The following is a 13,186-nucleotide window of genomic DNA, read 5'->3' on the forward strand; positions in this document are numbered from 1 at the left end:
TCTTCAGCCGTTTGGTACGCTTTTGAACCGTTTGCATTAAATGGAACATAACGGGTTCAGAAAGCGCCTGCACCAAGCAAACCACTGCAGCCTCAACCTCAGCAGGAACGCCCACGGAGCAGACGTGAGCGCAGCTATCGCACTCGTCCTGCTTAGCCACCTGCTTAGCCAGTATTTTGTAAGCCAGCAGCGACTCCAGATACGGTACACAAAATCAAATAGATGAGTCGCTCGCGCTCAGCGTCGGTCAGCTTGCCACCACGGACCTCCCGCAGCGCACGTGCCTGCGTAATCGAAAGCGCATTTACAAAGGGCAGACGCATACGAATCACGGGGCCAAGCACACGGCGATGTTGTAGTGGCCACTCATCGCCAACAATGCTCAATACCCAGCGACGAGTCAGCATCATTTCGTCCAGCACCTTTGCTGTCAAATCTTCACGTCCACCCAGCTCAAGATACATACGAGCAATACGACCATCCGTCTTTGCCAGCGACATCTCAACATTATCAATAAAGGTCGAAAACAGTGGCCACTCACAGTATGCTTTGCGCAGTTTGTCAAGGTCGCCCAATTTTTCACAAGCAGTACCCAAGCCATACCACGCAGCTAGATTCACGCGTGCTTGGCTCCAAGAGAAAATCCAAGGAATCGTACGCAGGTCATCAAGAGACTTGGCACCCAAACCGCGCTTGGCAGGACGCGAGCCAATGGGCATTAAGCCAATCTCAGTCAGAGGCGTTACGGTAGAAAACCATTCGGCAAAGCCCTCGCTTTCAAGCAAATCAAGATAACGCTTGCGTGAAAACTCAGACAAATCACGCGCCATCGACCAGTAGCGCTCGGTGGATTTTGTATTAGTCCACTCGGAGGCAGGTGAAGACTGCAGCAGAGTTGCCGCCGCAACCGACTCAACGTGGCGACGAGCCAACGTCACATCACCATAGCGGGCAAAGATGACTTCTCCCTGCTCGGTCAGTTTGAAACGACAATTAACGGAGCCCTTGGGTTGAGCCAATACCGCACGATTTGCGGGGCCTCCGCCTCGTCCAACAGCACCTCCACGACCATGAAAAAGCGTTAGGTCAATGTGATTCTTTTCGGCCCAAACGGCAATTTCACCCTGGGCTTGGTGTAGCGCCAAAGTTGCAGCAGTAGGACCAGCGTCCTTGGAAGAATCAGAGTAGCCAAGCATAACCTCAAGTTTGCGACCATTTTGGGCAAGTCGACGCTGAACTGCAGGCAAACGCAGCATCTCATCAAGTACCGATACGGCATTCTGCAAGTCTTCTAGTTGCTCAAACAGCGGAATTACGTCGAGCGTAGGTACATCCTCAGCATGTGCAAAAGCAAGACGCGCCAACTCGTAGACCGCCTCAACATCTTTTGCAGTTTTAGAAAACGAGATAATGTAGCGGCGCGCAGCATTAACACCATTGCGCCGCTGGATCCACGCGATTGCACGGAAAGTATCCAGCACCTCGCGAGTCATCGGATTAAGCTCACCACGTTCGCCCCAACGACCATGTTCATGGATATCCGCCAACGCCCGAGCATGCACAACAGAATGCTGACGAAACTCCATCTCGACCAAATGAAAGCCAAAGGTCTGCGCTTGCCAAATCAATTTTTGTAAGGGACCATAAGCAGTACGCACGGCACCTGCCGCAGCAAGCGATCTTTGCACCACTTGCAAATCCTCTATATATGCCTCCGCAGATGGATACATCACGTCTGCCGTGCGACTCACCGTTGCGCGCAAACGCTGGGAAATCACCAGCATAACAGCCCGATGGGTCTCAAACGCCGAACGCTCAAGAGCAGAACTCGTTAGCCCCTCGCTCATTTCGACTTGATGATTCCACAAATTGAGCAACTCTGCAGACGCCGGAGTCGTCGACACATCAAGCGTCATATTGCGTCCCACATCATGTGTATGCTGCGCCAAAGTCTCAAGCGCATGCACGCGGAATTTCTCAGCTACAGCACGGCTAACCTTGGCCGTTACGTTAGGATTACCATCACGATCAGAGCCAATCCAGCTCCCAGGATGGAAAAACGCGGGACATTTAGGCGGCAGCAAACCAGCCTTATCTCCTTGTGCCCAGTCATCAAAACGGCGGTATACCTCGGGCACCATATCAAAAAGCGTCGCATCAAAAATACCCAAAATCGTATCGGCTTCTTCGACGGGCGTGGGTTTTTTGAGTGCAATGGGAGAAGTACGCAGCAGCGCCTCAATCTCCTGCAACATCAGACGTTCATTTTCCACCAAACCAATGCCTGATAGACGCGAACGCTCCTCAAGCAAATCGGCAATACGGCGAATTTTACCCTCGACTGCCTTGCGACGCGCCTCAGTGGGATGCGCTGTAAACACAGGATGAAATTCTAGACGCTCAAGCAGACGATCTGCTTCCTCTTTACCACACTCAAGAGTGAGTTCGTGATAAGCAACCGTCAGCTCGTTAACAGGATCGCTCTCAACAGAAGGCTTGGTTTCGGCCTCACGAGCTTTGAGCGCATGTACGCGATAACTCTCCTCACAAATATTTGCACAGTGAAAAAAAGTTGCAAACGCACGCATTAAGAGCGTTGCCTGCTCGGTCGGCAGTGAATCTATGATGCTCACCGCATCTTCAAAGGTCGATTCGCGCTGTCTGACATCTAAGCTCTTGTTGTCCAAATCCGCCTCATCGGCAAGCAAATCCTCAAAGGTTGCAAGCAAGCTTGGATCGTTTTCTTTGATGATGGTGCTTACCAAGCGCAGAAAAAGCGAAAGGTTGTCCTTAATCTGATCGGGCACATCTACCGCATCAAACGCTCGTGCAGCAGCACTTTTACCCTGGGGTACCGTACTCCCCTGTTCTTGCATCGTTGCCCCTTCCGTGCAGTATGTGAGCGCAAGTTGTTGCGCTTTTTGCACATGCCCAGATACCATAGCGCGATTTTGTCGCGTTGCACACATGTCACCTTATCTCGACCTTAAAGAAACTCAGAATTTACGGTCATATCCAAACTTGAGCTTTACAATCAGTTCCAGACAAACAGCCACAAAAGGGGTTCTGAGTGAACAAAGCATTTTCCACTATTCAGCAAAGACGTGCTCGTGCTGCCCAAGCCCGTCGCGTTCGTGCAGCTCGTAATGCCCGCAGACCAAGTCCTGCTGCACATAAGCCCTCACCTTTGGTACGCATTATCAACAGTTGGTGGGACCGCTTGCTGCAATCGGTTACCCGCCATGAATTTGGCGATGCTGTAGAGCTGTATGGAGCAGGACGCACACAGCGCGACTACATCTGGAACTCGCTTGGCCTAGCCGCTTGGGGTGCAGAGTTTCCTTTTCTAACAGTTGTGGTCACGCAGCTAGTAGGCGTCAAAGGCGCCGGCATGTTTTCGATGGCATACGTGACTGGCATGATGTTGATGTTTATTGGCAACTATGGAGCGCGCACCTTCCAAGTTTCTGATGTACACGAAGAGCAAAGCTTTGCGGCATATCAGATTCAGCGTTTCTTGGCCTGTGCTTTGATGGTTGCTGTAGGCGTTGCGTGGTGTGCACTACACCGATATGACCATCAAATGAATCAAATTTGCTTTGGTGTTTTTGGCTTCCGCATGATAGACGCACTGGCCGATGTCTATGAAGGACGCTTACAACAGCAAGACAAACTCTATCTAGCAGGCATTTCTCAGGCATTGCGCTCATCTGCAACCTTCATTGCATGCAGCGTCGTACTCTTGTTGACCCGCAATTTAGGCATGGCAAGTATGGCACTTTTGATTAGTGCTATAGCCAGTTTTCTCTTTGCGACACTGCCTTTGGCGCTTCTTGAAACACCCAAATCGCGCGCACCCGAATTCGTCGAAATTCGCGAGATCTTTATCCAATGTTTTCCAGCTGCAGCAGCACTTTTCCTCTATGCCGTTATCGACAACATGCCCAAATTTGCAATGGAAGGCGCTTTGTCCTATGACAACCAGCTCTACTACAACGCAATTTATTTCCCTGCGCACGCCATCATTATGACCATCGGCTTTGTCTACAAGCCACAGCTTGTTCGCCTCGCAAATGTCTGGGCGGATCCCAGTGGTAGAAGACGCTTCGACGTAATCATTCTCGCCGTACTAGGAGTCACTGCCGCCGTAACTGCCGCCGTTGCATTGGTCATGGGTGTCATTGGCATCAAAGTCATGAGTTTCTTCTATGGCGTTGACTTTGAGCGTTTTGGTGACCTCATTTACGCGATGATTATCTCGGGCGGCCTTGCTGCTGCTATCGACTTTTTGTATCAGATTATTACCGTACTGCGCCAACAAGAATCGGTAACCAAGCTTTATACCTTAGGTTTTGCAATTTCGGTACCCGTTTCATATGGCTTGGTACATGTACTCAAGCTGCGAGGCGCTGTCTATGCTTCACTAGTCACGATGGGTGTTTTGCTCATCTTGCTCGCCATCCAATATGTCACAATCCGTCGTCGTGCCTAGGGCGCCCTGTTAATCATCGACAAACATCATGTGTGTCAGTGGTGTCCAAGCATAAAAGCACGCATAGCAGTTTCGCCAGCAAGTGGCAACGAGATGCTTGTTCTGGCACAAGCTTGCTCCAACGTCATGGGTGCTGTCACTGCAGGAATTACCAAGTCGATACCCTGACCCCAAACCGCGCCAAGGTCGTCTGCACGGCTGCCAACCACTGCAATCACAGGGATGCCGCGCGAACGCGCCCGACGAGCAATACCTACCGGAGCCTTGCCTGATGCAGTTTGTGCATCCATGCGGCCTTCGCCTGTAATAACCAAATCAACACTGCGCAACATATGATCAAAATCGATGGCATTAAGCACTTCTTCGATGCCGCGTTTGGGAGTAGCCCCACACAAAGCAGCCAAGCAGAACCCCAGACCCCCCGCAGCACCTGCACCGTGCATGCGGGATTTATCCTTACCCACAGCCTCCATCATCGCATGGGCGTAGCGCATCATCCACGAATCAAAAATGCCCAACTTGTCTTGGGGAAGTCCTTTTTGGGGACCATATACGTGTATTGCGCCATCAAGTCCATATAAAGGATTTGTCACATCGGTCAGCAGAACAATCTCGGTCACCTTGAGACGGAAATCCAAACCAGAAAGGTCAATGCGCACAGCATCACGCAAGCCAATTAAGCCTCTATTCACCTCGCTGCCATCTAGCGCCAACACGCGAGCACCCAGTGCTTGGGCAAGGCCTGCTCCACCATCGCTTGTGCCAGTACCACCCAAACCTAGATAAATACGACCTGACCCACGGTCAAGCGCATCCAAAATCATCTGCCCAAGACCAAAACTTGAGGCGTGCAATGCATCTTCTTCGCTACAAGAGCTGAGACCGATACCTGCAGCAGAAGCAGCTTCCATAACAGCAGAGCCATCAGACAAAATACCGTATGAGACTTCAATCTGTCCCCCAAGAGGGCCTTCTACCTGGAGCGTTCTTCGCTCGCCACCACGTGCAGCCAAAAGCGCATCAACCGTACCCTCCCCTCCATCAGCGATAGGTACACAATGGATGTGAGCTTGCGGACAGGCCCGCTGCACACCCTGTGCTATTAACTCAGCCGCTTTTGCACTGGTCGCAGAACCCTTAAAGGAGTCGATGGCTATCAAAACCTTGGTGTTGATGTTAGGCAGATTACTCATTAGAAGCTACAACCACCAGCAATCGAGCAGGCAGTACCTGCAGGGATATCCGTATCTACAGAGGTATCGTCAGCAATGCCAAACTCACGACCCAAATAATCAATAATGTCACTGGACTCATAGAGAGCCTTGCCATCAATAAGAAGACAAGGCACCTGGCGCTTGCCACCAAGCTCAATCAGGCGAGCACGTTCGACATCGCCCTCTTCTTCACCGTAAATATCATGCATTTCAAGTTTGATATGGTGAGCATCCATAAAATCCATGACCTTGTGACACCACGGACAATTTTGTTTATAAAAAAGCTCAAGCTTTGCCATAACTTCTCATCTCTCATCGGCAACACGCCTTTGTAAGTTCTTAAACCAATTTAAAACTTACCCACACACATTACTTTCAAACCATCGCCAAGTAGGCCAAGCAAAAATTAGCGATTTTCGATATGCGCTGCATGAATTGTAATCTGGATACCGCCCTCACTGTCCTGTGCAAACTCAATGTAGTGCTGGTCAGAGGCATAAGCAGACGGGAAGGTAATATCGATGCCTGTATCAGTACGTATACGGTGACTTTTTGCCAAACGATTTGCTGCCGAAGCACGCAAATGAACTTCTTCGGGCAAAGCTTCCTTTTGCACTGCCACTTCAAAACGACTTGCGAGCTCGGGCTTGTCTGCAAATACTTGCTCGCCCATCTCGCGTGGCGTAATCGCACTATCTTGCTGCGCGCTATGAGTCACATAGTCTTTAGCATCAGCCATAGCAAGCGCTGCTGGCTCACCGTATTGCTCGGCAATATCGCCTGCAATACGTACCACAGTATCTACTACCTTGCGCGGGGAAGGCGCTGGCTCACAGCGCAGCAAGGTCTGGGAGAGCAGATGCACAGGATTGCCTGCAAGCTGCACTTCTTCGTCAACAATCCCTACTTCGAGATTATCCATATCAATCACCAAGTAGTGTGACAACTTCTGTGTAGGATTGGGCAAAGCAGTATCATTGGTCGAAAGTCCACTTGCCAAGACACCACCCATATCCATCACCTGATGCACAAAGGCGCGCTTACGCGGAAGCAACATAATGCCCAAGAAACGGCGACTACGATCTTCTACTTCCTCATCATCCCAAGGCAAGTCATCATCAACATCAATTTTTGTCCCTGCAGTCGCATTTGCCGCCTCAGTATCAGTAAAGTCGGCTACCAGCAAATCGCAGGGCGCCGCTTCTTCGCTCAAGCGAAGTTGTTCCCATAGCTCGCGAGCAATATCTTGCGATAGGTCTACAAGAGTTCGTGCGCCCTGTACATAACGTGGCAGTTCGGATCCCAAGTTTGATGCTGTATCAAGCCTTGCTGTGTTGTTATCAGGGCTACCCGTTGCCTTGCGCATCATGCGCTGCACGTACGAGCGCGGCTGACGCTCGCTCAAATCTAATTCGCGTTCGGACAATATGCACGAGCCCGTATCCAAATCAAAAACATGCAGCACTGCATGATCTACCTTGAGCATCTACTAAACTCCCTCAAACGTATGGCCGGCATGTTCTAGGCCGACGCGCAAAAGCGTATTTACATGATCATCCGCAATGGTATACACCGAACGCTGGCCCTCGCGCCTGGCCGACACAAGACCGCGGTCACGCAACAAACGCAGCTGATGTGAAACCGCCGATTGGGACACATTACATACCTCTTCGAGTTCCTTGACACTGCGCTCCCCCATTGACAGTGCCCCCAAAATCCTAAAGCGTGTGTAATCCGAAAGCGCATCAAAAATTTGCGTTGCGGTATAGATTAAATCATCATCGCCTATCAGCTCACAAAGCTCGGCATCTGACACCAAGGCGGGCTTTTCTTCATCATGATGAGGTGTTTCAGACATGAGCATCCTCCATAAACTTTATCTTGGTTTGTGAGTATATCGCAGGTCTTTCAGAGGCGCGCTAAACTACAGTAGTGAGAACTCTGCATCGACACTATTTCTCAAGATCGATGCCTTTGATAAGCAAAACGTGAGGCCTGCACGCACAAGCCACGCAAGGCAGGCAAGGAGGTGAGCTTTTGGCAGCTAGAAGACGCGAGCAAATGCCAGCGCGCAGAGATAGGCAGCGTCACGCACACGTCAGCGCCAATACCGCCCGCTCGAGAAGAAGAACAACTCCTTCCACCCCAAGGCAGAGTCCTGATACTCGCCGTAGTAATGCTGCAGCTCGCCGCAAGACCGTCAACCCGCGTCGCCGCAATGAGCGTAGGCGTTCCTCTGTGTTTCTCCCCGTATTGCTTGTATTAGTAGTAGCAGCAGTCATTATGGTTTTTCGTCTGGTCGCCTGTCAGGCACCCGCCTCTCACGACCAGATTAATACAGGTGTTGATGCTTCCAAGCTCTATGACAATCCCTATGACTGGTCAAAGCTTAAAACCGACAATAAGGGTCGTATCAGTTATGTCTCAGACGGGAAAACCCTCTCTTACACAGGCATTGATGTCTCCCAGCATCAAGGAACCATTGACTGGGATCGTGTTGCTGCTGACGGCATTGACTTTGCTTACATTCGCGTAGGCTACCGCAGTGCCGACATTGGCAAAGTTGCTGAGGATGAGACTGCCGAGAAAAACCTCGCTGGCGCGAGCGCAGCAGGACTTAAAGTCGGTGTGTATTTTTACTCTCAAGCAATGACAGCTGATGAGGCTCGAGAAGAAGCAGATCTCGTGCTCAAAGCCATCAAAAATACCACTATCTCCTACCCTGTTGTTTTTGACTTTGAGACAGGCAACCTCAAAACCGAACGTGTTCAGGAGATGAGTTTTGACGATCGCACTGCTGTTGCCGTTGCCTTCTGCGAACGCATCGAAGAGGCTGGCTATTCTGCTATGGTCTACGGCAATGCCAGCGGACTCATGGGCTTTGATACCGAAAAACTCGCCTCTCGCGGTTTTTGGTATGCCGAATATGCCAGCATGCCCTCCACCTCCATTCGGATGGCTATTTGGCAATACTCCAGCACAGGTAGCGTAGCTGGCATTGAGGGACCCGTTGATCTTGACCTTGATCTCACACCCATCCTCAAGAAAGCTAACAAATGACACCGCAGGCGCTCATCTCGGCTGCAGCCTTCACGGCATCTGCAGTCGTACTCTGCGCCGAAATAGCAAAAGCGCGTCGACACCCAGACAAGCAAACCAATATGCAATTGCCACGGGTAAGCGACACCCTTTGGGCTGGTCTTTTTGCTGTCATAGCTGGAATAATTGCTGTCTGTCTGCTGATCTGGCCTTATACAGACAGCGTCCTCATCGCTGTAATCAGCGCCTACGCTCTATGGTTTTGCGGACATGCAAGCCTGCGCCGTCGTCTTATTGCGCCACAACTTTACGAACGGCACATCGAACGTGAAAAACTCCGCGGAAAAAAGAGTTGGCTGGGTGTACAAGCAAAACTTTTGCTCTGGATTTGCGTCAGCACCTTGTTTGCACTTGAACTCACCTGGAATACTTTTTTTCCTTTTGTTATGCCACATGCTGCAGCATTGGAGCTACTGCTCATACTGCTCGTTTTAATCCTAATATACCAACTCTTTTTGGGCTCAGGGATTGCCCTAGCTATCGTCGTGATAACTTTTACTTGTATTGGAATGGTGCAAGGCTTTGTACTGACTTTCAAGGGTACCGTATTAAGCATAGGTGACCTCTACGCAGCAGGTACTGCTGCAGCGGTAAGTGGCGGCTACAACTACCAACTCGAAGCACATATGCTCCTCGGCTTTATCTGTGCGACGCTGGGCCTTTTCTGCTGCTCACTTCTTTATCACGAGCAGAGCCACACAAGTCTTGCTTCTCGTCTATTACGTCATTGGAGTGCCGCGGGACTGACAGCAGCGGCACTTGCCTTTGTGCTGCTTGTCCCTAACTACCAAACTCAATTGCATATCAAGGTGGAATATTGGTGGGAATGGCAACTTCTTGATCACAAAACGTACTGCTTCCTACCCTCTTTTATTGCAGAAGCACAAGATTTACCCATCAAAAAACCAGCGGGGTATTCTGTTGAAGCCGCCAAAAAAGCGGAGAGCGACCTCGTTGCTCGCTATGAAAAAATCGCAGACAAAAACACAGGACTTTCCGCAGCTCAGACACAGTGGCAAGAGCAAAAACCTTCCATCGTCGTTATCATGAATGAAACCTTTACCGACCTTTCGCTCTACGACGATTTTGGCGGCTACCAAGGACCTGAGTACTTCAAGCAGGGTTTAACCGACGTCCTCAGCCGTGGCAAACTTGCCGTGTCCGTCAATGGTGGTGGCACTTGCAACACCGAATTTGAGTTCCTTACAGGGCAATCCATGGCTTTTGTGGGTAACGGCAAATATCCTTATACCCTCTACGATTTCAAGAAGGTTGCAACTCTGCCCCGTCAACTTGCCAAGCAGGGCTATCGTTGTTCGGCCATACATCCCAATCTCGCTTCAAACTGGGATCGTGACCGCAGCTATAAAGCCATGGGTTTTGAGCACTTCTACGATATTGACGATTTTAAGGATGCCAAAAGTTTCCACAATACCGTGAGTGATGAAGCTTGCTACGACAAGATTTTGGATATGCTGCAATCTGATGGGCAGCCACAGTTTATCTTTAATGTCACCATGCAAAATCACAGTGGCTACGATCAAGGTGGTATTCCCGCCGACAAAATGTCGCCATACAAAAGCTTTGGCAATGCTAAACTCAATGACACCACTAATGGTCTCGTCAAAGAATACCTTGCCTGCATCGGAGAATCCGATCGGGCCCTCAAGGGCTTTGTCAACCAGCTTCGCCAGCTCAACCGCCCCGTTTTGCTTGTCTTTTTTGGCGATCATCAGCCCTATTTCTCTAATGCCATAAACGATGCCCTCTATACAGGCGAAGACACGGTGACGCACGAGGAGCGTCTATACCAAAGTGACTACCTCATCTGGGCAAACTATCAAATCGCGGGCGGCAGCCAAGCAGAGCAAAACCAAGTCGCTAGTGCTTCTGACCTTGCCGCGCAAAGTCTCGAGCAGATAGGTGTACCACTCACTGCGCATCAAAAAGCCCAGCTTGGCGCCCGTGATCAACTCTCCGAACTCAATCTTTTTGGCTACTGCGATCTTAAAGGTACATGGCATGGCCTCAACGAGGATAAAAACAGTGCTGCCGCAAAAACCCTGCAAGAACTGCGTTATCTCTCCTACCGAGACTTTGGTAGTCTTGTTTAGGTGCCAAAAAATCACATAAAGCTTGGTTCTACTTGAGTGATGCACATACAAAGCGGGTAGGATTAAAACATTGATGAACGTTGTCGAGAGAGGATACTTCATGGCAGATGAAATGACTCCCGAAGAGGAAGAGGCGCTACGCCGCGAGGTTGAGGCGACCTTTGGCAAAGCTCCCCAGGAGTCTCCTTATTTTAAGACCAACGATTACAGTCGCATAAAGCATGTTATCGGTGTAGTTTCTGGCAAGGGCGGAGTGGGAAAATCTATCGTCACGGGCATTCTAGCCTGCGAACTTGCACGCAAGGGATACAAGGTTGGTATCCTAGATGCCGATATTACGGGTCCCTCCATCCCCAAGATGTTTGGCTTATCAGATGAGCGCATTATGGGTGATCCGGAACTCAATATGATGATTCCCGTCACCACAAAGGGCGGTATCCGCGTAGTATCAACCAACCTCGTACTCGAAAACGAAACTGACCCTGTACTATGGCGTGGCCCCATCCTCATGGGTGTACTCAAGCAGTTCTGGGAAGAGACCGTATGGGGTGAGATTGATTACTTACTTGTCGATATGCCTCCTGGAACGGGCGATGTCGCACTGACTGTCTTTCAGCAGGTACCTATTGATGGTCTCATTATCGTTACCGCACCCCAGGGTTTGGTGCAGATGGTAGTGTCCAAGGCTGTCAATATGGCGCGCCGGATGGATGTCCCTGTGCTTGGTTTAGTGGAAAACATGGCCTATGCCATCTGCCCCGACTGTGGTAAGCATATCGAGGTCTTTGGACCGAGCCAGACCGCAGAAACCGCCAAGCGCGATGGCTTGACCCTATTGGGCTCCCTGCCTATCGATCCCACACTGGCAGCAAGCTGCGATAAGGGCAGCTTCGAGCAAGATTTACCCGAAAATCTGCTGACAGATGCCGTTGATAGCATCGTGCAGGCCAGCTCTCTTTTTGGGAACTAAGACATGAAGGGATCTTCACGCGCGCAAAAACAAGCGCGCCTGCTCGATCAGGCGCGCAACACTACCCTCCCAGAAAACTGTGATGTCTGCATCATTGGTGGAGGTGCCTCAGGGATGGTTGCAGCCATTACAGCTGCTGAGGCAGGTGCCAAGACCGTTGTTATCGAGCAAAAACTGCAGGCAGCTCAGAGTATTCTTGCTACGGGGAATGGTCGCTGCAATTTGGCCAATATCTCACTTGCGCCAAAACGCTACAACCATCCTGAATTTGTTGCTGAAGTTTGCGACAGCAGCTGGCTTAATGATGTATTGGGTTTTTGGAACGCATGCGGCTTGCGCTGGACACTTGAAGAGGATCGCCTATATCCCGTATCACGTCAGGCAGCTAGTGTGCGCAATGTGCTGCTTGCCCGCGCCGAACGAGCTGGTGTGATTGTTGCTTGCGGACGCAAAGTCGAGCAAGTCGAGATAAATGATGACAATTGCACTATCAAGATTCTCGATGAAACGAGGGAGCCTGCACAGTATTGCTCCCTGATCGCTAACGCGGCCATTATTGCCGTTGGTGGTGGTGCAAGCTCTCGCATTGCCGCAGGCTTGAACCTTGAACAAGTTGCAGAGTCGCCTATACTCGCACCTCTTGCATGTGAAAATTCTCCACTTGCAAGCCTAAACGGGAGACGAGCCGAAGTCATCGCTCAAATCTATCGAGGTACCTTCCCTCAAGCCCGCGAGCGCGGAGAAGTCTTACTGCGGGACTACGGCATTTCGGGCATTGTATGCTTTAACCTTTCCCGCCATGCCCAGCCAGGTGATGTAATTACACTGGATTTCGCCCCCGACTGCAACGCCTCTGAACTGCGTCAAATTACAGATCCCAAACTCACCGGAGAGCTAGTTGATGGGTGCCTTGATGGCATACTTGACCCTCTGATTGCAGCGCAGATTATCAAGCTTGCACGCGAGCAATGGACTCTAGCAGATGACGACCGCGCAGACGCCCCCAGCTCTGATGTACAAGCAGATCCTTTGAGCTACGCCCTTGCCTTGGTAAAGGGCTTCCCGCTACGCGTAAGCGGTATTGCTCATCCTGAGTTGGCACAAGTCACCCGTGGTGGTCTTGCTATTAATCAGTTTGAACCGACAACGCTTGCGATTCAAAGCTGCCCTAGACTTTTTGCCTGTGGAGAAGCACTAGATATTGATGCGGATTGTGGTGGTTTTAACCTTGCCTGGGCATGGAAAAGTGGCATGGTAGCAGGCAATGCAGCAGCTCAGCTGCATTAAGGGTAAGGGG

General features: G+C 50.7%; 10 protein-coding genes. 5 read left to right on the top strand and 5 right to left on the bottom strand.

Translation table 11 applies throughout. The features are described 5' to 3' along the window. Positions 1-164: 164 nt before the first annotated feature. On the bottom strand, positions 165-2,876 hold the full coding sequence (locus HMPREF9069_RS06270) for a phosphoenolpyruvate carboxylase (RefSeq protein ID WP_035438696.1): 2,712 nt from the start codon (positions 2,874-2,876) through the stop codon (positions 165-167). A 194-nt stretch (positions 2,877-3,070) separates the two neighbouring features. Between HMPREF9069_RS06270 and HMPREF9069_RS06275 the strand changes: the two genes are divergently transcribed. Further along, a complete protein-coding gene (locus tag HMPREF9069_RS06275) occupies positions 3,071-4,492 on the top strand; it encodes a lipopolysaccharide biosynthesis protein (protein ID WP_156894177.1) in 1,422 nt (473 codons plus the stop codon). A 35-nt stretch (positions 4,493-4,527) separates the two neighbouring features. Here the strand turns inward: HMPREF9069_RS06275 and HMPREF9069_RS06280 are convergent, their stop codons facing one another. The 4 genes from HMPREF9069_RS06280 to HMPREF9069_RS06295 all read right to left on the bottom strand — a co-directional run bounded on the left by HMPREF9069_RS06280 (position 4,528) and on the right by HMPREF9069_RS06295 (position 7,564). Beyond that, entirely contained in the window at positions 4,528-5,685 is a 1,158-nt protein-coding gene (locus HMPREF9069_RS06280; protein WP_021626359.1) for a glycerate kinase, read from the bottom strand. Beyond that, positions 5,685-6,005, bottom strand: coding sequence for a glutaredoxin family protein (locus HMPREF9069_RS06285; protein WP_021626360.1), 321 nt, complete (start codon positions 6,003-6,005; stop codon positions 5,685-5,687). Before HMPREF9069_RS06285 ends, HMPREF9069_RS06280 begins: the two co-directional genes overlap by 1 nt. Positions 6,006-6,112: 107 nt before the next feature. Then, positions 6,113-7,192, bottom strand: coding sequence for a nucleoid-associated protein (locus HMPREF9069_RS06290; protein WP_021626361.1), 1,080 nt, complete (start codon positions 7,190-7,192; stop codon positions 6,113-6,115). A 3-nt stretch (positions 7,193-7,195) separates the two neighbouring features. Continuing rightward, positions 7,196-7,564, bottom strand: a complete 369-nt coding sequence (locus HMPREF9069_RS06295; RefSeq protein ID WP_084170342.1) for an ArsR/SmtB family transcription factor — start codon at positions 7,562-7,564, stop codon at positions 7,196-7,198. A 179-nt stretch (positions 7,565-7,743) separates the two neighbouring features. Between HMPREF9069_RS06295 and HMPREF9069_RS06300 the strand changes: the two genes are divergently transcribed. The 4 genes from HMPREF9069_RS06300 to HMPREF9069_RS06315 all read left to right on the top strand — a co-directional run bounded on the left by HMPREF9069_RS06300 (position 7,744) and on the right by HMPREF9069_RS06315 (position 13,176). Beyond that, on the top strand, positions 7,744-8,766 hold the full coding sequence (locus tag HMPREF9069_RS06300; RefSeq protein WP_156894178.1) for a glycoside hydrolase family 25 protein: 1,023 nt from the start codon (positions 7,744-7,746) through the stop codon (positions 8,764-8,766). Next, a complete protein-coding gene (locus HMPREF9069_RS06305) occupies positions 8,763-10,919 on the top strand; it encodes an LTA synthase family protein (protein ID WP_021626365.1) in 2,157 nt (718 codons plus the stop codon). The genes HMPREF9069_RS06300 and HMPREF9069_RS06305 overlap by 4 nt, the downstream gene beginning before the upstream one ends. Before the next feature lie 100 nt (positions 10,920-11,019). Beyond that, positions 11,020-11,889 (top strand): Mrp/NBP35 family ATP-binding protein, encoded by an 870-nt coding sequence (locus HMPREF9069_RS06310; protein WP_232204053.1) that lies wholly within the window; start codon positions 11,020-11,022, stop codon positions 11,887-11,889. 3 nt (positions 11,890-11,892) lie between these two features. Further along, a complete protein-coding gene (locus HMPREF9069_RS06315) occupies positions 11,893-13,176 on the top strand; it encodes an aminoacetone oxidase family FAD-binding enzyme (RefSeq protein ID WP_021626367.1) in 1,284 nt (427 codons plus the stop codon). Positions 13,177-13,186: the final 10 nt, after the last annotated feature.

Origin of the sequence: Atopobium sp. oral taxon 810 str. F0209, assembly GCF_000466405.1 — a bacterium.
Lineage (GTDB): Bacteria > Actinomycetota > Coriobacteriia > Coriobacteriales > Atopobiaceae > Olegusella.

Bases quoted from the DNA above. Each gene is read 5' to 3' on its own strand.
- HMPREF9069_RS06270 (WP_035438696.1), bottom strand. From the start codon at position 2,876: ATGCAAGAACAGGGGAGTACGGTACCCCAGGGTAAAAGTGCTGCTGCA.
- HMPREF9069_RS06280 (WP_021626359.1), bottom strand. From the start codon at position 5,685: ATGAGTAATCTGCCTAACATCAACACCAAGGTTTTGATAGCCATCGAC.
- HMPREF9069_RS06285 (WP_021626360.1), bottom strand. From the start codon at position 6,005: ATGGCAAAGCTTGAGCTTTTTTATAAACAAAATTGTCCGTGGTGTCAC.
- HMPREF9069_RS06290 (WP_021626361.1), bottom strand. From the start codon at position 7,192: ATGCTCAAGGTAGATCATGCAGTGCTGCATGTTTTTGATTTGGATACG.
- HMPREF9069_RS06295 (WP_084170342.1), bottom strand. From the start codon at position 7,564: ATGTCTGAAACACCTCATCATGATGAAGAAAAGCCCGCCTTGGTGTCA.
- HMPREF9069_RS06305 (WP_021626365.1), top strand. From the start codon at position 8,763: ATGACACCGCAGGCGCTCATCTCGGCTGCAGCCTTCACGGCATCTGCA.
- HMPREF9069_RS06310 (WP_232204053.1), top strand. From the start codon at position 11,020: ATGGCAGATGAAATGACTCCCGAAGAGGAAGAGGCGCTACGCCGCGAG.
- HMPREF9069_RS06315 (WP_021626367.1), top strand. From the start codon at position 11,893: ATGAAGGGATCTTCACGCGCGCAAAAACAAGCGCGCCTGCTCGATCAG.